This window comes from Planctomycetaceae bacterium, assembly GCA_039680605.1.
In the GTDB taxonomy this organism is placed as follows: domain Bacteria; phylum Planctomycetota; class Phycisphaerae; order SM23-33; family SM23-33; genus JAJFUU01.
The window spans coordinates 42505-61589 of the sequence record JBDKTA010000069.1 but is presented as its reverse complement, the minus strand read 5'-3'; the positions used below and the strand labels follow the sequence as shown (position 1 = coordinate 61589).

14 protein-coding genes are annotated in these 19085 nt (G+C 64.5%); 8 read left to right on the top strand and 6 right to left on the bottom strand.

Annotation, left to right across the window (positions count from 1 at the left end; translation table 11 throughout):
• Window positions 1–309, top strand: a 309-nt coding sequence (locus ABFD92_20930; protein MEN6507007.1) for a transposase, incomplete at its 5' end; no start/stop codon positions are given.
• A gap of 255 nt (window positions 310–564) precedes the next feature.
• Here the strand turns inward: ABFD92_20930 and ABFD92_20925 are convergent.
• On the bottom strand, window positions 565–2514 hold the full coding sequence (locus tag ABFD92_20925; GenBank protein MEN6507006.1) for a transketolase: 1950 nt from the start codon (window positions 2512–2514) through the stop codon (window positions 565–567).
• 443 nt (window positions 2515–2957) lie between these two features.
• Between ABFD92_20925 and ABFD92_20920 the strand changes: the two genes are divergently transcribed.
• Window positions 2958–3686, top strand: a complete 729-nt coding sequence (locus ABFD92_20920; protein ID MEN6507005.1) for an HAD family hydrolase — start codon at window positions 2958–2960, stop codon at window positions 3684–3686.
• Between the two features lie 250 nt (window positions 3687–3936).
• Here ABFD92_20920 and ABFD92_20915 read toward each other — a convergent pair whose 3' ends face one another.
• The 3 genes from ABFD92_20915 to pyrF all read right to left on the bottom strand — a co-directional run bounded on the left by ABFD92_20915 (window position 3937) and on the right by pyrF (window position 6990).
• A complete protein-coding gene (locus ABFD92_20915; GenBank protein MEN6507004.1) occupies window positions 3937–4929 on the bottom strand; it encodes a zinc-dependent alcohol dehydrogenase family protein in 993 nt (330 codons plus the stop codon).
• A 188-nt stretch (window positions 4930–5117) separates the two neighbouring features.
• Window positions 5118–5942, bottom strand: coding sequence for a hypothetical protein (locus ABFD92_20910; protein ID MEN6507003.1), 825 nt, complete (start codon window positions 5940–5942; stop codon window positions 5118–5120).
• Between the two features lie 172 nt (window positions 5943–6114).
• Window positions 6115–6990 carry an orotidine-5'-phosphate decarboxylase gene (gene pyrF, locus ABFD92_20905; GenBank protein MEN6507002.1) on the bottom strand — a complete coding sequence of 292 codons (876 nt, stop codon included), beginning with the start codon at window positions 6988–6990 and terminating at the stop codon, window positions 6115–6117.
• A gap of 136 nt (window positions 6991–7126) precedes the next feature.
• Between pyrF and ABFD92_20900 the strand changes: the two genes are divergently transcribed.
• The 5 genes from ABFD92_20900 (at window position 7127) to ABFD92_20880 (ending at window position 11754) form a co-directional block, all read left to right on the top strand.
• Window positions 7127–7684, top strand: a complete 558-nt coding sequence (locus ABFD92_20900; protein ID MEN6507001.1) for a 3-isopropylmalate dehydratase — start codon at window positions 7127–7129, stop codon at window positions 7682–7684.
• 116 nt (window positions 7685–7800) lie between these two features.
• The gene (locus ABFD92_20895; GenBank protein ID MEN6507000.1) at window positions 7801–8106 is read left to right on the top strand and encodes a DUF167 family protein; all 306 of its coding nucleotides are present in this window, start codon (window positions 7801–7803) and stop codon (window positions 8104–8106) included.
• Between the two features lie 91 nt (window positions 8107–8197).
• On the top strand, window positions 8198–9277 hold the full coding sequence (locus ABFD92_20890; GenBank protein MEN6506999.1) for a hypothetical protein: 1080 nt from the start codon (window positions 8198–8200) through the stop codon (window positions 9275–9277).
• A gap of 37 nt (window positions 9278–9314) precedes the next feature.
• Window positions 9315–10874 (top strand): arylsulfatase, encoded by a 1560-nt coding sequence (locus ABFD92_20885; protein MEN6506998.1) that lies wholly within the window; start codon window positions 9315–9317, stop codon window positions 10872–10874.
• A 7-nt stretch (window positions 10875–10881) separates the two neighbouring features.
• On the top strand, window positions 10882–11754 hold the full coding sequence (locus ABFD92_20880; protein ID MEN6506997.1) for a hypothetical protein: 873 nt from the start codon (window positions 10882–10884) through the stop codon (window positions 11752–11754).
• A 66-nt stretch (window positions 11755–11820) separates the two neighbouring features.
• Here ABFD92_20880 and ABFD92_20875 read toward each other — a convergent pair whose 3' ends face one another.
• On the bottom strand, window positions 11821–12705 hold the full coding sequence (locus ABFD92_20875; GenBank protein MEN6506996.1) for a prephenate dehydrogenase/arogenate dehydrogenase family protein: 885 nt from the start codon (window positions 12703–12705) through the stop codon (window positions 11821–11823).
• A 237-nt stretch (window positions 12706–12942) separates the two neighbouring features.
• On the opposite strand from ABFD92_20875, the gene ABFD92_20870 reads away from it, so the two are divergent.
• Entirely contained in the window at window positions 12943–13929 is a 987-nt protein-coding gene (locus ABFD92_20870; protein MEN6506995.1) for an acetyl-CoA carboxylase carboxyltransferase subunit alpha, read from the top strand.
• Between the two features lie 170 nt (window positions 13930–14099).
• Here ABFD92_20870 and ABFD92_20865 read toward each other — a convergent pair whose 3' ends face one another.
• Complete coding sequence (locus ABFD92_20865; protein MEN6506994.1) at window positions 14100–19085, bottom strand: PEP-CTERM sorting domain-containing protein; 4986 nt, start codon at window positions 19083–19085, stop codon at window positions 14100–14102.

Sequence of the window (19085 nt, the reverse complement as noted above, 5' to 3'; positions counted from 1 at the left end):
GCGTACTATCTCAAAGAGGACCTGCGACAGTTCTGGGAGCAGCCGGATAAGGCTACGGCCCGCAACTTCCTGTGCGATTGGATTGCCCGAGCGGAGGCCTCCAAGATACTGGTGCTCCAGAAGTTCTTTCGGCTCCTGCGGGCGTACCGATTCGGGCTTCTGGCCTGGTACGACCACCCGATCTCTACCGCCGCGTTGGAGGGAACCAACAACAAGATCAAGACCTCCAACGCCGTGCCTACGGCTACAGAGACCAGCAGTACTTCACGTTGCGGATCTACGCCCTACACGAAGCAAAGTACGCTTTAGTCGGATGAGCCCAAAATCCCATAAATGAGTCACCCCGGTGGCGACGGGCGCAGTATATCACCATCGTCGGCGATGTCAATCGTCGAACACGGGTGAATCTGCTGGTTGGTCAGTCATCCCAAGGCAGTTGAGGCTGCTGGGATTGTTCCCTGCTTTGGTGCTCGAGGTGTGTGCGCGGGCAGCCGACACGGGTATATGTAGAACGGGCCCGGCGTTGGCGCCGAGCCCGTTGGGGTCTTGCTGGGTTGCTCCGCCTTACGACTGATCGAACATCTTTTGGCAGGCGGTGGCGATTTCGCGGGGGGTCAGGTTGGCCATCACCAGGATGTCCTCGGGCGTCTTGGCGCTCTTGGGGACTTCCTGCACGTAGAGCGTGCTGACGGTGATGCCCAGGTCGCTGGCGGCCGCGGCGGCGGTGATCTCGTCGGCGAAACCGCCGAGGTAATTGTCTTCGACCACGAGGATCTGTCCGCGGCAATCGTCGCCGATGCGGAGGATCTCGTCGGTCTTGAGCGGCATCGAGTAGGCGTCGATGAGGCCGGCGGAGAGGCCGCTGTCCTCTTCGAGAATCTGCACGGCGCGGCGGGCGATGTGCACCATGTACCCGCTGGCGACGATCAGGAGGTCCTGCCCGTCGACGAGGTGCTTGAACCCGCCGACCTCAAACGTCTCGTCCGGGCTGTACAACACGTCCACGTCCGGGCGGTGCGTCCGCATGTAGCAGATGCCGTCGGTGTTGGCCATCAGCTCGGTCAGCTTGAAGGCGCTGACGCCGTCGCTGGGGCAGAAGACGCGGACGGCCGGTTGACCGTCGGCGCGGCGGCTGTGGGCGAAGGCCCGCATGAACGCCAGGTCCGGCAGGGCCATCTGGCTGGGTCCGTCGGCCGCCAGCGAAATGCCCGCGTGCGAGCCGCAGTACTTGACGTTGGCGTTGGTGATGGCGGCCATCTCGAGCTGGTCGTAGCCGCGGGTGAGGAACTTGGCGAAGCTGGAGACGAAGGGAATCTTGCCGCTGGCGCCGAGTCCGACGCCGGCCGACATGATGTTCTGCTCGGCGATGCGTCCTTCGAAGAAGCGATCAGGGTACGCCTTGGCGAACAGGTCCACGTGGGTGGAGTTCTTGACGTCGCCGTCGAGGGCGGTCACGCGTACGTCGGCGCCCAGAGCCCGCAGCGCCACGCCGTACGCTCGCCGGGTGGAAATCTTCTTCTTCTCGATGACCGCAGCGAGACCGGCGGCTTCGAGGGCGGCGTTCCAGTCGCCGGCCGACACCGGTTCGTTGCCGCCGGGGATTTCCACGGTCTGGGGAGTGGTCAACGCAACGGCCGGCAGGTCGGGCATTTCGGCGACGCCAAGCTGCTTGGCCATCGCGTCGAGATCGGCATACGCCTGATCGAGCTGCGAGGCTTCCAGGGGCTTGCCGTGGTACGTGTGCTTCTGCAGTTCCTTGACGCCCCAGCCCTTGATGGTCTTGGCCACGATGGCGATGGGCTTGCCGGCCGGAACCGCTGTCAGGGCGGTGATGATCTCGTCGAAGTTGTGCCCGTCGATGACGCGCACGTCGAAGTTGAAGGCCTTGAGCTTGGCCGCCAGGGTGTCGGCCGACTGCTGGTTCGAGACGTAGTCGCTCTGGGCCTGTCCGTTGCAGTTGAAGATGGTTTTGACGGCGGTGAGCTTGTGGTCGACGATGAAGTCAAGGGCTTCCCAGATCTGCCCTTCGCGGCTTTCGCCGTCGCCGATGATGCAGAAGATGGTCTTGTCCGAGCCGTTGAGGCGGGCGCCGCAGGCCAGACCGGCGGCGACGGAGAGGCCCTGTCCGAGCGAGCCGGTGGCGGCGTCGAAGAAGGGCATGCCGCGGGCGGGGTTGGGGTGCCCGTCGAGGACGCTGTCGGCGTCGCGCAGGGTCAGGGCGTCGTCGAATCGCAGTTCACTGGGACGGTCCTGCGTGCCGACCACGCCGCCGAGCTCGCAGTATGCCGCGTAAACCGCCGGCACGGCGTGCCCTTCGGAAAGGGACAGGCGATCGGCGCCGGTGTTCCAGGGGTTCTTGGGATCGTATCGCATCACGCGATACATCAGAGCGGTCGTCAGGTGTACCAGCGCCAAGCCGCTGGACGGGTGTCCGCTGCCGGCCTCGGTACACATGCGCACCACCTGCTTGCTCAACTTAATTACCTTACGATCCAGATCCTTGTATTCAGCCATCAGTACACTCCAGCTTTTGAGCTCGGGGTTTGCGAAGTTGCGTACTTTAGCGGCGCGGTGGAACAAACGCAAGGAGAAAGGTCAGAACAGGTCATAGGGAGGGTGCGACGAATCTTTCCGGCAGATCGCACGTTCCGGCACGGGTTGCGTCAGGCGGCGCAAACAACCTTGCCGCAGAGCCCACAGAGTTCACGGAGAAAAGCCCAAGGAAATGCCCCGCCGACGAACTGTCGCGAGGCCAAACAAATGCCAGCCGTGGCCTGTTCGCTCTTTGGTCTCTGTGCTCTCTATGGCAAAGTCGTTGCTGTTTATGTACTGCCAGATAATTCGATCACGCCCCATCCCGCCGTGCGCTTCTTCCGGGCGTTGACAGCAAGTTGGGCGGCGGCATATACTTCGTCACGCGCGGAGGCCCCCGTAGTCCAACCAGCGAACTCATGCAGATGCGCCTCAAAAGTATCCTGTTCGATCTGGGCGAGACATTGCTGAACTTCGGCAAGGTCGATCTGCCCGGTCTCTTTCGCCAAGGCGCCTGCGGGGCCTACGCATTCCTGCGGGAGCTGGGCCAGCCCCTTCCGGAGTTCGGACGATTCCACCGCCTGATGCTCGGGCAGCTTCGCTGGCGGCTGTTGATCAATCGCCTGCTGCACCGGGACTTCGACGCGCGGGTTCTGCTGCGGCGCCTCAGCGGGCACCTGGGGCAGAGCCTCACCGCCGAGCAGATCGATCAGTTGGCCTGGCGGTGGTATCAGCCGCTGTGCGACTGCGCGACCGTCGAACCGGGCACGCGCGAAATGCTCGAAGAGTTTCGCGATCGCGGGCTGAGCCTGGCGGTGGTGTCCAACACGTTCGTGCCGGGCCCGACGCTCGACCGCCATCTGGATCGCGAACATCTGCTGGACCTGCTGCCGTTGCGGATCTACTCCTGCGACGTGTCCTACCGCAAACCCGACGCGCGGATTTTCCGCAAGGCTCTGTCGGCCCTGAACGTGTCGCCCGGCCAGGCCATGTTCGTGGGGGACTCGCTGGTGGCGGATGTCTGGGGCGCCAACCGCCTGGGGATGATCTCGATCCTTAAGTGCCCCGCCGGACGAACCAGCCGCTGGATCCGCCCGCGGTATCGCATCCGCTCGCTGCAGGAATTGCCCGCCCTGGTGGCGAAATATCTATGATCGCCGGTTGAATCTTACCGGGTGGTGGCGACACGCGCTGTTGTTTTGTGCGGATCGCCTGATGGGGGCGATGCCTTAGCTCGCCATGCCCGCCACGACGATCAACGCCGCCGCCGCGCCCAGGAAGATCGCCACTTCGGTCATCGCCGCCAGAATGTCCAGCACCTTGTTCATCTCCGACTCCACTACGAGGTGTCGTCAGCAGCGCCATGGGTTACATCGACCGCGGCGATATTAAAACTTGATCGTTTCAGTCCACGATCAGAACGCCTGTGCCGTTGATGCGGTCAGACTTGAGGTCCTGCAGGGCGCGGTTGGCCTGGGCAAGGGGATACGTCGTCACGTGCGGGCGGATGGGGATCGCCGCCGCCTCGGCGAGCAGTTCGCGCCCGTCCTGGCGCGTGTTGGCCGTCACCGACCGCACGTCGCGCTCGAAGAAGAGGCACTGCTGGTAGTCCATCTGCGGGATCGGCGTCATGTAGATATCCGCCAGCGAAAGCGTTCCGCCTTTCTTGAGCCGCGACAGCGCCGCGGGCACCAGCTCGCCGGCCGGGGCGAAGACGATCGCGCTGTCGACATTTTCGGGCATGTCGGCCGCAGATGCGCCCGCCCATGCGGCGCCCATGTCACGCGCGAGCTGCGCGTGCGAAGCTCCTCGCGTCACCACGAACACGCGACAACCGCGGTGCCTCGCGATCTGGAAGATCACGTGCGCGCTGCTGCCGAATCCGTAGATCGCAAGCGTGCCCCCGGACGGCAGGTTCGCCCGCTTGAGCGCCCGGTAGCCGACGATGCCCGCGCACAGCAGTGGGGCGGCCTGGGTGTCGGCGAACCCGTCGGGGATCTCGTAGGCGAAATCTTCGTCAATCACTGCAAGTTCGGCATAGCCGCCATCTTCGTGATAGCCGGTGAATCGCTGGTCGCCGCAGAGGTTTTCGCGATGGGAGGTGCAAAACTCGCACTGCCCGCACGTGTGCCGCAGCCATGCCACGCCCACACGCTGCCCGAGCGTCAACTGCGTGCAGCCCTCGCCCATTGCATCGACGCGCCCGACGATCTGGTGGCCGGGAATAATGGGCAGCTTTTGCTGTGGCAACTCGCCTTCTATGACGTGCAGATCGGTGCGGCAGATCGCACAGCAACTCACCCGCAGGCGAACCTGCCCGCGCCCGGGTTGGGGATCGGACACGTCCGTCAGCGTCAGCGGGCTGCTGTCGATTGGCGCGATCGCGTTGAGGACCATTGCCTTCATTTTTGTGGCATGGGCGTCCCGCCCATGCTCCCCGTCTTTGTGGCAGGGGCGTCTCGCCCATGCATCCCCGGCCCTGGAAATCCAAGAGCATGGCCGAGACGGCCATGCCACCCAAGAGCATGGCCGAGACGGCCATGCCACCCAAGAGCACGGGCGAGACGCCCGTGCCACACAACCGGTCAATCCTGCCGCCAGGTTGCCTTTTCGGGCTGGTGGTGGTCTTCCATCGCGGCGCTGGGGCTGACCAGCCGGCCGGACTGATGCTGCGTCTTAAGGAACCGCCGCCGGATCGCGCGGTACGGCTTGGTAAACCGCCGGTGCAGCGCGTGAAGCCCGCTGCGCCAGCGGGAAAGCTCCTCCTCCTCGGCCGTCAGCTCCTGCGGACACATCCGCCGCTTGTGCTTATATAAATGATAGATGTCCTTCCGCATGAAATAGTCGGCCGCGCGGTCGATCATCGTCCGCAGCGGCCAGGGCAGGTCGCCGCGGCGGCGGAAGGAAATCTGGTAGTCGATCAGGTACGGTTCGCCGTGAGGCCCCACGAGCATGTTGGATCGTTTGTTGCCGTCGCCGTACGCTACGCCCCGGGCGTGAACGTCGTCGAGCAGCTGCCGCATGCGATCGAAGTAGCCCCGCGGCGGGGCCTCGACGTGGTCCAGCGGCAGGCCCGGCACGAACTCGATGGCGTAACCCCAGTCGCCCACCAGCCCCACCCACGCCGGAATGCCGGCCACGCCCGCCAGGGCCTTGTAGATCGCCTGCTCGTGCCCACGCTGCCACTGCCCCAGCGCCTGAAGCGGCAGACCGCAGAACGGCTGCATGCGGCCGCACTTGACGACGATCTTGGGATAGCGAGCCTGGGGCGAGTCGGTTTCGTACAGACTCGTCATGGCATAGAAGTCGTGCTTGAACACCCGCACGAGGCGATACCGAACGCCGGCAACATCGAGTTCCGCCGCCGGCGGGTCCTTCAGGGCAAACAGTTGTGTATTGCGTTTTGGCATCGGGGGAAAACGAAAATCCGAATCAACAAATCCGAAATTCGAAACAAACAACAAGGGAAACAAAACAACAAAGAAGAGCCGCCGCATTTTCCATATGTTGTTGTTCCATCTTGTATTTTTGCCGTTTGGTTCTTTGTTTCTTGCTTCGGATTTCGATATTCGAATTTCGAATTTATGTTTTCAGGGCCGCGGCGATTTCCCGGGCGAACTCTCCCGCAGCCGTAGCGACGGCGTCTTCCCACGTGCCGGCCGTGTTCTTCTGGTACGCGAAGATGACGGACCGGCTGGCGTTGACGATCCCGCCGGCGCCGTCGGCTTTGAACGACGCGGCGCAGTCGGCGGCCGAGGCGCCCTGCGCTCCGTAACCGGGAATCAGTACGATCTGCTGGGGCATGATCGTGCGAAGAGCGCGAGCTTCATCGGGGTACGTGGCTCCCACCACCGCTCCGACGCAACTGTAGCCACGCTTGCCGACGCATCCGTCCGCCGCCCCCAGCCGCGCCACCAGCCTGGCGACGTGCTCGTACACCGGCGTCTTGTGATCGTCGCGAATGTCCTGCACCTGCGGGGCGGATGGATTGCTCGTGCGGACCAGGACGAAGATCCCCGCCCCGGCCGCCGCGGCGGCCTGGATGAACGGATCGATCCCGTCGCTGCCGAGGTATCCATTGACGGTGATGGCGTCGGCGGCCTCCGGACCGGACAGGTGCCCGCGGGCGTACGCCTCGGCGGTGGGGCCGATGTCGTTGCGCTTCACGTCGCCGATGGCGATCAACCCGAGCTTGCGCGCCTGGGCGATCATCCGGAAGTAAATCCCCACGCTGGCGGGCCCGAGGGCCTCGAAATACGCCGACTGGATCTTCACCGCCGGCACCAGCGGCGCCACGATCTGCAGCACGCGGCCGCAGAAGGTTTCGACCGCCTCGACAGGCCCCAGCGTCTTAAGCGGCGCCGGCAGGCGGTCGAAGACGGGGTCCAGGCCCACGCACACCGGCGAGCCCTTGCGCTCGATGGCCTCGAGCAATCGGTCAGCGAAGTTTTCAGGCATACGCATTCTCCGGCTGCTAGTGTATCGCCGGGCGAAAGGTTTTCCACTTCGAACTTCGATCCTCGAACTGCGAACTCTTTCACCCCGCGGCGAAATCTGCTTTAATGAGCACCCACGAGCAACAGGAAACACCACCATGGACAGAACCATCCGCGGCAAAGCATTCGTCGTCGGCGACAATGTCGACACCGACCAGATTATTCCCGCTGAGTACCTCAGCTACAATCCCTCAGACCCTGCCGAGCGGAAGTACTTCGGCATGTACGCCATGAGCGGCGTGCCGCCGGTGCAGTCGGGGCTGCCCAAGGGCAATATCCCCTTCGTGAAGAAAGACCAGTTCACCAGCGAGTTCGCCGTGATCGTCGCCGGGCGCAACTTCGGCTGCGGGTCCAGCCGCGAACACGCTCCGCTGGCGATCGCTGAAGCGGGCGGGCGCGCCGTCGTCGCCGAAAGCTACGCCCGCATCTTCTATCGCAACAGCGTCAACGGCGCCTACGTGGTGCCCCTCGAAACGCCGCGACGCCTCGTCGATGAGATCGCCACCGGCGACGAAGTCGAGATCGACGTCGCCGCCAATCTGCTGCGAAACCTCACCACCGGACGCAACCACGAACTGGCCAGCCTGGGCGACGTGGCCGAAATCATCGAAGCCGGCGGCATCTTCCAGTACGCCAAGCAGTCCGGGCGGCTGTAGACCGTTCTGTTCGCGACGCAGAGACGCAGAGAAAACAGAGCAGAAGAGCCGGCACACCTTCTATCTGGCCGCTTTCTCCGCGTGGCGTTGTGCAGTAATCGACGTTGGAGCGTTCCATGAAGGGGACAGAACGGCTCAATATTCGTGACATGCCCGGCGGGTGCGTGATCGCCGTGAAGGCCGTGCCCGGTTCGTCACGGGACAAGATCGTCGGCGTCCTGGGCGATGCGATGAAGATCGCGACTTCCGCCGCGCCGGAAAAAGGCAAGGCCAACGCCGCCGTGGCGGCCATCCTCGCCAAGGCCCTGGGCCTGGACCGCCGGGCGGTGACGCTGGTGAGCGGCCCGACGAATCCGCGCAAAGAATTCCTGATCGCCGGCATGGGCGCCGAGGCAGTGCGCGAGGCATTGGGGGACGGTTGAATTGAGCGTCTCCACATCGAAAAGTCCGCAGCCTGAAAAATTGACGCACCCCGTACGATCGCCTATGATTGCGGCAGATAAGGAGCCCGCGATGGCCAACCCTCATGTCAAACCTGCGCCCAATAGGGGAGATCATCTTGCAGCGGTCTTGCTGGGGATGTCGATCATCGTGATCGGCGGCCTTGGCGTGATGGCCGATGATCGCGAGCCTGCCGCCAAGACCGCAACCACTGCGAGGGCTGACATGAAGACAGTCGCCAAAACGAGCCACGGCCTGGTCGGGCTTCGTCCTCTGCCCCGCAACGACGCCGACCGAAAGCACAATCACGGCGGGCCCTGGACCGGCCTGCCGACGTTCGAAGAGCAGAAGGGCAACTACCCCTTCGTCGCCGGGCATCTGGACGTTGTCATGGACTGGATGGACGGCGACTTCAAAACCAAGGTGGGTTTCTTCGAATATTACTGGGGCCTGAGCGAGAAGGGCGACAGCCTCGTGCCCGAGAAGAGCCCCCTGGTCAAGCATATCCGCGACTGGGAAGCTAAGGGCGGCCAGATCGAGCACATCCTGATCTGCCGGGAATACGATCTGGCGATCCACCGCGGATACCCTGACGCCAAGCCGGGCCCCTTCAAAGAAGACACACGCATCCTCTTCACCAAAGATGTCGAGAACATCCGCGGGCTGTTCCAGGCGGCCCACGCCAAGGGCCTGCTCAAGCACGACACCTACAAGTTGATGCAGATGGTCCAGCACCCCACCTTCTTCGCCGACGACAAGCGGGTGCATCCGATCATCGCGAAGATGGAAGGCATCGCTTACGAAGCGCACCAGTTCAACCGTCACTGGCCGCTCGAAACCGGCTGGTCCAAGCCGGCCAAGGTCGTCCGCGGCGCGACGTGGACCCTTGAACAGGGCAAGGAGTATATTTTCTACTTCGGCCCGATTATCTGGAAGTCGAAGCAGTATCACCCCTTCATCGAGCGGGACTGGCTCAAGGCCTACTGGAAGGCCGGTCTGCCCAAGCACCATCCGCGGATGCACTACTACCTCAACACGTTCCCCAACGAGCACGGTCGCGGGCGTCCGGTCGGCCCCGAGTCCGATCCCCACTCCGTCCTGGGATTCACGAAATGGCTGATCCGGGAAATCAAAGAAGCTTCCCGATCCTGAGATCGGCCTGCCTGCCACTGCCGCGGAGCGCGCAGCCATGACAGAACCGTCGCTGGCCCAGAGCCGACCGAACATCCTGCTGATATTGGCCGACGACCTGTCCTATCGCGACCTGGGGTGCTTCGGTCAGCGGCAGTTCGACACGCCGGTCCTCGACGGGCTTTGCAGGCGCGGGCTGAAGTTCACGCAGGCCTACAGCGGCTCGCCCGAGTGCGCCCCGGCCCGGGCCAGCCTCATGACCGGCATGCACATGGGCCACTGCCGCATCCGCACCAACGCGTCCGCCCGCGGGCAGGACCACCTTGAGACCGCCGATGTGACGATCGCCCAGACACTCAAGGCCGCCGGATATGCCACGTGCATGGTCGGCAAGTGGGGCATCGGCCTGCCGGGCACGGACGGGGCGCCGGAGAAGAAAGGGTTCGACGTCGCGTATGGGTTCTACGACCAGGCCAGCGCCCACACGTACTACCCGCATTACCTCTACGAGAACGGCCGGCCGGCGCCGATCCGCGGCAACTACGGCTTCGACATGGACTGGGCCTATCGCCACAACGGCGACGCGGAAGACAAGATACTCAACGCATACGATGCCGCGGGCAAGCTGATCCCGCGCGGCGTCGCCGACGCGGCCGCGGCGCAGAATTCCGAGGACCTCTGCTATCAGCGGGCGATAGCGTTTCTGGACGCCACGGCCCGAGGCCAGGCGCCCTTCTTCCTCTACTACGCCACTCAGATTCCGCACGGTCCGCTGATCACGCCGGACCTGGGGCGCTACCGCGACAAGCCCTGGCCGCAGAAGAACCGTGAATGGGCTGCGATGATCGACCACCTCGACCGCCACGTCGGCGGGCTGCTGGACACGCTCGCCGCGCAGGGGCGGCTGGACAACACGCTGGTGATCTTTGCCAGCGACAACGGCTATTCGCACTGGGGCTACATGGGCCGACCGCGCTACGACGACGACCCGCTCTTTCGCAACAAAGGCCCGTGGAAGGGCGGCAAGTTCATCTCCTGGGAAGGCGGCGTGCGCGTGCCGATGTTTATCGCCTGGCCGGGGCGCGTCGCCCCCGGCACGACGGAGAACCTCACCGCCCTGTACGATCTGCCGGCAACGCTGGCGGAACTGGCCGGCGCAGAAGAACCGCCCGCCACCGACGGCATCAGCATCGTGCCGCTGCTGCAAGGGCGACCCGACCGGCAGACGGCGCACGAGTTTTTGTACTGGGAAAGCGGCACGCACGCCCCGCACGCCCAGGCGGTCCGCATGGGCCGCTGGTTTGCCTGGCGCGAGCACCCGGACAACCCCGTACTGCTTTGGGACACGATCGACGACGTCGCCTCGCAGCGCGACGTGGCGGCGGCGCATCCGGACTTGGTGAATAAGGCCCTGGAGGTCTTCCGCAGCCAGCACGTTAACAGCCGGTGGTACCTCAACCCCGGCGAGTCGGCCGCGACGTTCGAGGCCAAGAAGGCCCGCGCCGAGGCCGAAGGCACTCTGCAGATCGACACGCGCGCCAACAGCGACTATCGCGGCGACGCCAATGCCCCGGCCAGGCCCACGCCCCCGCGGGTGGACGGGGCGGTTCCCCCCTGAGGCTGTCATGCTGATCAACTGCTATTACTATGCCCCGCACAATCACTGCCTGCTCCAGCGGCATATCGAGGCCGACCTGGAACAGATGAAATCCATCGGCACGCACGCCGTCTCGGTCTGCGTGCAGGAAGAGCAACTGACCAACTGGCACCACAGGCGGCTGGAGAACTTCATTCGCCAGGCCCATGGCTGCGGCCTGCAGGTGCATGCCGTGCCCAACCGGTGGGGCGGTCTGACGGCCGGCTGGCTCGACGGCTTTTCAAGCTGGACGCTGCATCATCGCGACCTGCTCATGGCCGGTCAGGAGCAGCAGGGCTGCTGCGACCCGGCCCGGCCTGAGCTGCGACGGCACTATGAAGAGACGCTGCGGCTGATGCTCACGACGTTTGAGTTCGACGGCTTGATCTGGGACGAGCCGCGCCCGCCGACGCAGTCGGTGATCGAGTTTCTCGATGAGATGAGCGCCTTGGCCAAGAGCCTGTGCCCGGCCCTGGCGGTCAGCATGTTCGCCGAAGCGGGCGCCCTGCACCTGGCGGAGGTTTTCGCCCGCACGCGGCACATCGACTACCTCGGCGCCGACGGCCACTTGCGAGACCAGACGCACCAGATGCACCGCATGAAGAACACGATCTTCCAGACTCACGCGGTCTTTCACCCGGTCTTGACGGCCGCGGGCAAGAAGACCCTGTTCCTCCTGGAGGCCCAGCGCCACCGCGACGAGGATCTGGCCAACTACCTGTCCGTGGTCGACCGCGCCTTCGCTCTGCCGATGGACCACCTGATGTACTACTTCTCCGCGCACGAGATGTCGCTCGAGAACGAAGAGCGATTCAACCGCGCCACCTGGCAAGGGGTCTCTCACGCGGCAACCGTCAAGTGAACGCGGCCGCGGCGGAGTTGGATTGCCCGCCATGGGAGATTTCATCGTACCCCGGATGATGCCGGGTTACTCCATCGCGACGCGGCGGTCGGCGAGGGCTTTGGCGATGGTCTGGTCGCGGCGGGTCTTGGCTTGGGCGAGGAACTGCTCGATGCCCGGTGCGTCGGCCAGGTCGATCAGGTCGCGCAGGCGCATCAGGTCATGCTCGAAGGTCTCCATCGCGGCTAGGATCGCCGAGCGGTTGGTCAGCAGGATGTCGCGCCACATCTCGACGTCGCCGCCGGCCAACCGCGTCGCGTCGCGGAATCCGGTAGCGGCGATGTTCAGATCGGTGTCGCCGGGCAGCATCATCAGCAGGCCCGCCAGCAGGTGGGGCAGGTGCGAGACGCGGGCGGCGGCGCGGTCGTGGGCGGCTGGGGTCATCCGCACCGTCCGCATCCCCAGGTCGCGCCAGAGTTGCTCGATGGTCCCGGCGGCCGCCGGCGGCGTGTCGGGCGTGGGCGTGATAATGCACGTGGCGTTGTGGAACAGGTCGCCGCGTGCGAAGGCGACGCCCTTGGCTTCGCTGCCGGCCATCGGGTGGCTGCCGACGAAAGGTCCGCCCTTGCCGAGGACCCGCTGGGCGATTCGGACGACGGCGGCCTTGGTCGAGCCGACGTCGGTCACCAGGGCGCCTTTTCGCAGCGAGCCCTTCAGCGTGCGAAGATGCCCGTCAAACGCCCCGACGGGCGTGGCGAGGATGACCAGGTCGGTCCGGCGGGCCGGCTCGGCCAGGTCCAGATGGGCGGTGTCGATCGCCCCGACGCGCAGCGCGTCGTCCAGGCTCGCCTGGCGGCGTCCGACGCCGGCAACCGTGATGGAGGGATCGTGCGCCTTGAGCGCCATGGCGGCCGATCCGCCCAGCAGACCGACGCCGACGATCGTCACGTGCTTGATGCCCTTGCGAGCCATGGCTTCAATATCCAATATGCGATATGCAATATCCAATAGAAAAGGCGGCCCCATCGGGACCGTCGTTCTTCGTCTGGGGGTCGGGGAAACAACCGCGTCGAGCAAGCTCGACCGCTAACTGGTGATTTTGCTTGATTGCCCGCCTTGCCTGCGATACGTTGGTGAGCAGGAAAAAGGACCAGGACGCTCAGGGCGTCCTTTTTAGTAGCGGGTTTTCGCATGGCTGACAATGATGGCATCGCCGGCGGCTACCAGTTGCCTTTCGAGAGGCCCATTCTCCGTCTGCACAAGCAGATCGAGGAGCTCGAAGCCGCCCAGGCCAAGTCCGGCCGCGACTACGTTTCGGAGATCCACCAGATCCGCGCCCAGCGCACGGGGCTGCTCCGCAAGACGTACGACGCCCTGACGGCGTGGGAAACGGTGCAGGTGGCCCGCCACCCCGCCCGCCCGCTGGCCAAGGACTACATCGCCCAGATCGTCAAGAACTTCGTCGAGCTCCACGGCGACCGCCGCTTCGCCGACGACAAGGCCATCATCACCGGCATAGGGTCGATCGGTACGGAGAAGGCCGTCATCATCGCCCAGCAGAAGGGGCGCGACACCAAGGAAAAGGTCGCCTGCAACTTCGGCTGTGCGCACCCCGAGGGCTTCCGCAAGGCCCTGCGCGTGATGCAATTGGCCGGCAAGTTCCACCTGCCGGTGGTGACACTGGTCGACACGCAGGGGGCCTACCCCGGCGTGGGCTCGGAAGAGCGCGGCGTGGCCGAGGCCATCGCCCGAAACCTGCTGGAAATGAGCCGCCTGGCCACGCCCATCGTCTGCGTAGTCATCGGCGAGGGCGGCAGCGGCGGGGCGCTGGGCGTGGCCGTCGGCGACCGCATCGCCATGCTCCGCTATGCGTACTACTCGGTCATCTCGCCAGAAGGCTGCGCGAGCATCTTGTGGCGCACGGGCGAAAAGGCCCCCGAGGCCGCCGAGGCCCTCAAGCTCACCGCCCCTCAGCTCAAAGAGCTCGACGTGATCGACGACATCATCCCAGAACCGCTGGGCGCCGCCCATCGCGACCCGATCGAGGCGGCAGGAAACCTGGAACGCTACCTCGTCAAGAGCCTGCGCGAGCTCAAGGCCCTTGCCGGCGATAAGCTGCTGGCCCAGCGCTACGCCCGATGGCGACGCATGGGCAAGGTCCTGCACCTGACGCCGCAGTCTTCTAGTCAGTTGTGAGTTGTGAGTGGTGAGCGGCGAGCAATACAACTCACCACAGAGGCTCAGAGAGAAACGAGGTAGAAAGAATAGAGCTTGGTTCTTGCTTCTGTTCTTGTCGTTACCTCAATGACCTCTGTGCCTCTGTGGTGATCCTTTCTATCCCTGCACTTCATTCATCCCCATCCGCGTCATTCGTGTTCTCTCCGCCCGCGCCGACGCGCCAGGATCAGCAGCCCGCCGACGGCCAGCAGCGCCATCGTCGCCGGTTCGGGGATGCCCGTCACTGTGATCGTGCCGCTGGTGTACAGGTGCGACAGATCCCACGTCAGGTCCGGATTGCTGAAGCCAGGCGTAACCAGGGCGAAGGTGCCGTTGATCGCGCCGCCGTTGATGTCGAACAGTTGGAAGCTCTGGCCGGCGACGGCCTCAAAGCCGTTGTACCAGGCGATCTCCAGCGTCGCGCCGCTCTGGAGATTCAGGCTGCCCGGCAGAATCACCTGGTCGTACAGACCGGACTCGGCGCCGCCGATTTCCATCGTCAGAACGCTGCTGCCGCTGAGGGTCGCTCCGTCGAGGGTCATCTCGCCGGGGCTGTGGCCGACGCTGATGTTTCCGTAGACGGTGGTGTTGACCAGCGAGCCGTTGCCGCTGATGTCGCCGTAGACCACCAGACCGGCGCCGGCGCCGATGAGGCTGCCTTCGTCACCGGTGGCGCCCAGGTCGATCCCGCTGGAGCCGACGAGGATCTGGCCGCTGCCGGTAATCGCCGCTGCGGCGCTAAGAACCAGTTTCTGGGCGCCATGGATCAGGAATCCGTCGGCCAGCTCCACCGTGCCGCCCGTGCCGGCAAAGGCGATCTGGTCGGCTGTGAAGAACTTACCCGCCCCCACGGTGGCCTTGGCCCCGTCAGCGAGCATCAGCACTGAGCCCGAACTCATCGTGGCGGTCCCGGTGGACCAGGTGGCCGCGGCGCCACTGAGGACGAGGTTGGCCGAAACCATGCCGCCCATGCCCGACAAGGCGCCGCCGGAGACGATGATCGTACCCAGATCTTCGGTCATCTGCAGCCGCGCGTCGCGGGCGAAGCCGTTGCTGAAGCGCATCTCGCCGCCACGCAGGTACATCTTGTCGGTGCCGGCAGCCAGGCCGCCGGTGGCGCCGAAGTCGATGATCTGCCCCGCCGTCAGGGCCGCATTGTTGTAGCTGCCCAGCGTGCCGACGACCTCAAGCACGCCGCTGTTCCACTGCGTGCGGGCCTGGAAGGTGGTCAGATCGATCGAGCTGGTGAAGCGGATCACGCCGCCTTCGGCAAGGACGTAACGTCCCTGGTTGTAGTTGCCGCTGTCAAAACCATAGTTGGCCGTGGCGGCCAGAATCAGCGTGCCGCCATCGCCGACCGTCAGCGTCGTGGGGTTGCCCGAACTGTTGCTGTAGCGGATGTTCGTGGAACCGGCCGTCACCGTCGAATCGGTGATCGTGGCGATGGTCTGGTACGAATTGTTCACGCCGACGTTCAGCGCCGTCACCGCGACGGTGGCGTTGTCGATGACAACCGTCCCGGCGGCCTGAACGGTTCCGGCCGTGTAGGTTCCATTCTCCATCGTCAGGGCAACCGCTGCGTCAGCGGTGGTCTTGGCGGCGGTGACGTTCTGGAGCGCCGCGCCGTTATCGATCGCGATAGAGGCATTGGTGGCGCTAACGGCGCCGCTGGCGGTGAGGCCCTGATTGAAGTCCATAGTCCCGCCAGTGGCGGTGATGCTGGTGACGCCGACCGCGCCGTTGGCGGTCCAGGCGCCGCCGGACATCGTGACGGCGCCGGCAGCCATCGCCCGGTCCGCCGTGAACATTCCGCCGTAGATCGACAGCGTGCCCAGGCTGGAGCTGGTGCCGATGCCCAGGTCCAGCGTGCCGCTGCTGAGGGTAGTGCTGGTGGTGGTGAAGTCTTGCCCATCGGCGACGCTGAAGGCCCCGCCGCCGGAGACCGTCAGGTTCGTGATCGCCCCGGCCCAGCCGGCATTGACGGCGGTGGTTCCTCCGGAGACTCTCAGGTCGGCGACCGTGCCGGTGGCGCCGCTGTTGAAGCTGGTGGTTCCAGCCGTCCGCAGGATCGGGGTCGCCAGAGCGCCGCTGACCGACAAGGCACTGCCGGCCAGAACGTCCACGCTGGTGCCAACCGCCAGGCCGCCGGTCGCGGCGATGTTGACCGTGCTGTCGGCGTTCTTGATGTACAAGGTTGCGGTGCTCTCGGCTGTGCTAATCTCGCAAACGCCGCCGTTGAGGACCGACGTCAGCGTCGTGCCCGTCGGTTTGCCGTCGGGGCTCCAGTTGGCAGCGCCCGTCCAGTCGCCGCTGGCAGTTTCCCAGAGCACCGGGGTGATGATATTGGTGAGCTTGATACTCCCGTCAGTGCCGTAGACCACCGTGCCCAGGTAGTTGTTGAGCCACTGGACTTCGCCGAACGACATCGCGCTGAGGTTCTGGCTGGCGATGCCCTGGTAGATCGTCAGCGTCCCGGAGACCGGGGCCTGAGTATCGACGACCAGCACGGAATTGGTCAAAGCCGTCGTGGACAGGTAGCCGTTGCTGACAATCTTGTCGTAGGTGCTGCTGTCGAGGACTTCAATATTCCAGGCCGCCCGAGCGTTCGTGGCGCTCTTGGCGAAGTCCAGTTGGGTGCTGGTGTTGACGGCCGTCCAGTTGAAGGTCAAGGTCCCGATGCCATTGGTTCCGGGCGATATCCCGCCGAAGGAATCGGTGGCATCGCGGGAGATGACGAACTTGTCGCTGGTGCCGCTGGACTGCACCGTGCCGGTTCCCGTCAGGGTCTTGGTGATGGACCAGATGTTGTTAGAGTTATTGTCGGTGAATCGCAGGTACGCCCCGCCGGCGATGTTGACTGCCGCACCGGAGCCCAGTGCCTCCTGGGCATTCCAGCTTGAGATGTTGGCCAGTTCCAATATGCCTTCCTGGATGTTCCAGTTGCCCGTGTAAGACGAGGTGCTATTGCGATACATCCGCAGGATGCCTGTCCCGGTCTTGTTGGCGGTTGCAGTGCCATACAGCTTCGCGCCCATATGGAGATACTTGGTTGCATAACTGGCCTGGATCGCGGATTCCGAATCCAGATACAGGCGGCTGTTGTCGGTATTGTCGCCGACATAGTAGTTGTTGTTGGTCGTGCTGAGCGAGCTCACTGTTCCGCCCTGGAGGCGCAGTTGGCTGGCGATCTTCCAGGCGCCGTTCATGTCCGCATAGACCGAGCCGCCGGTCTTGACGTTTACCGAACCGTTGGCAAAGCCCTCGCTCAACTTGAACGTGCCGCTGGCGCCATCGAGCTCGATCGTGCCGCCTGAAAGCCCGTTGGCGTTTTCCATCCGCAGCGTGGTGCCCGAGGCAATACGGATCGTCCCGGTGTAGCCGGTCGTCAGGGTGTTGCTGCCCAGCGCCACGTCGCCGGCGCCCGTGATCAACAAGTCTCCTGCGCCGACCAGGCTCGCCCGTACCAGGCCCGCCTGACCGCCTGCCGCATCACTGACATAGGACGTGAAGCCCTCATCCACGTAAATCCTGCTGCCGCTGGTGTTCTCGATATAGCCGCTTCCGGTGAATGCCAGCGTGCCGCCCCGCAAGTGCAACTCGCCGGTTACAAACGCGCCGCCCCCATCAACCTGGGCGATGGCGCCGGCGCCGACGTTGACCGTACCGTTGCTCAGACCGGCGCCCAGCAGGAAACTGCCGCTGGAAGCGCCGAGCTGAACCGTTCCGCCTCCCAGGCCATAGCGGTTGTTCATCCGCAGCGTCGCGTCCGAGGCTACCGTGATCGTTCCGCTGTAGGTGCTGGCCGCCTGGTCACTGTTAAGGTAGACGCTTCCGGGGCCTTGGATCTCAAGGTCCCCTTCGCCATTGAGCTGGGCGGAGACGATCATGGACTGCCCGGCGGTCTTGCCCTTGAGGACTGAATCGCTGTCGACCCAGACCTTGCTGTTGGACCCGCCGTGGCCCATGTTCTGGTTGCCGGCGCCCTGGAGCGTACCGCCCTGGAGGTGCAGGTTTGAAACGACGGTGTCGTTGGTGTTGCCGCCGCCGTAGTTGGCGTTGTCGGCAATCGCGCCCTCGCCGATATTCACCTGGCCGTTGCTGAAGCCCGCCCCGATGCGGAACGTGCCGCCGCTGGCGACGTCCGCCGTGCCGCCGCAGAGGCCCCAAGTGTTTTCCATCGAAACGATCTTGCCGTCGCCGACGTTGATCGTACCGCTGTACGTGTTAACGTTGCCGTTGTAGGCGAACGTCGTCACGCCCGTGCCGCCGATCTCGATATTCGCCGAGCCGATCAGCTTGGCCTGAATATAGAAACGGTCGGTGCCGTTTTGCTCGATGATCGAGTCGGCGTCGATGTAGAAATTCGAGTTGGTCGTGCAGTACGGCGTAGCGCCGGTGCCCGAGAGTGTCCCGCCGTTGAGGTGCAGGGCGTAGGCCTGGACGTTCTGGCTGTTCCACGCCATCGTCGCGCCGTTGTTGATGTAGACCGATCCACTGGCAAATCCCGAGCCGATCTCGAACGTCCCCCCGCCGGCATTGAGCTGGATCGTCCCCTGCGCCAGGCCATTGACGTTTTCCATGTAAACCGAACCGGACTCGATGGTCAGCGTGCCGTCCCACGTCCCGCCGGCCACCCCGCCCAGGCGCAGCCGCCCGCTTCCGGTCTTGACCAGGTCGCCCGTCCCGTTGATCAGGTCTTTGTTCAACTTCATCCGCAGGTAGAAATCGCTGGCCGTGCTGTTGTTCAGAACCCCCACCAGAGCGCCCGCCGCTCCCGGATCAACCGTCAGCGTGCCGTTGATCAGGCTATACCCGCCGGCATTGGAGGCCGCCAGCGTTCCGCCATTGAGCGAGAGCTTGCTGGCCGTGGCACCCTGCGTGGCCACGTTGAGAGTGCCCTGCACAGTCAGCGCCGCACCGAACGTCGTATCCGTCGTGGCGGCGGCAAAACCTTCGCCGATCAGAAACGTGTCCGTGCTGGTGGTGGCGTAATTGGGAGCGGGCGATTCCGGATCCCAATTGGCGTTGGTCACCCAACTGCTGTTAGCCCCGCCAGCGTCCCACACAAAGTCGTTTCCCAGGGCAGCAGAGGTAGAAATGGCAACCAGCGCAAACAATAGAGCGACGTTCTTCAT

Excerpts from the sequence above, each read along its gene's own strand:
- ABFD92_20925 (MEN6507006.1), bottom strand. The coding sequence starts at position 2,514 with ATGGCTGAATACAAGGATCTGGATCGTAAGGTAATTAAGTTGAGCAAG.
- ABFD92_20920 (MEN6507005.1), top strand. The coding sequence starts at position 2,958 with ATGCGCCTCAAAAGTATCCTGTTCGATCTGGGCGAGACATTGCTGAAC.
- ABFD92_20915 (MEN6507004.1), bottom strand. The coding sequence starts at position 4,929 with ATGGTCCTCAACGCGATCGCGCCAATCGACAGCAGCCCGCTGACGCTG.
- ABFD92_20910 (MEN6507003.1), bottom strand. The coding sequence starts at position 5,942 with ATGCCAAAACGCAATACACAACTGTTTGCCCTGAAGGACCCGCCGGCG.
- pyrF (MEN6507002.1), bottom strand. The coding sequence starts at position 6,990 with ATGCCTGAAAACTTCGCTGACCGATTGCTCGAGGCCATCGAGCGCAAG.
- ABFD92_20900 (MEN6507001.1), top strand. The coding sequence starts at position 7,127 with ATGGACAGAACCATCCGCGGCAAAGCATTCGTCGTCGGCGACAATGTC.
- ABFD92_20895 (MEN6507000.1), top strand. The coding sequence starts at position 7,801 with ATGAAGGGGACAGAACGGCTCAATATTCGTGACATGCCCGGCGGGTGC.
- ABFD92_20890 (MEN6506999.1), top strand. The coding sequence starts at position 8,198 with ATGGCCAACCCTCATGTCAAACCTGCGCCCAATAGGGGAGATCATCTT.
- ABFD92_20885 (MEN6506998.1), top strand. The coding sequence starts at position 9,315 with ATGACAGAACCGTCGCTGGCCCAGAGCCGACCGAACATCCTGCTGATA.
- ABFD92_20880 (MEN6506997.1), top strand. The coding sequence starts at position 10,882 with ATGCTGATCAACTGCTATTACTATGCCCCGCACAATCACTGCCTGCTC.
- ABFD92_20875 (MEN6506996.1), bottom strand. The coding sequence starts at position 12,705 with ATGGCTCGCAAGGGCATCAAGCACGTGACGATCGTCGGCGTCGGTCTG.
- ABFD92_20865 (MEN6506994.1), bottom strand. The coding sequence starts at position 19,085 with ATGAAGAACGTCGCTCTATTGTTTGCGCTGGTTGCCATTTCTACCTCT.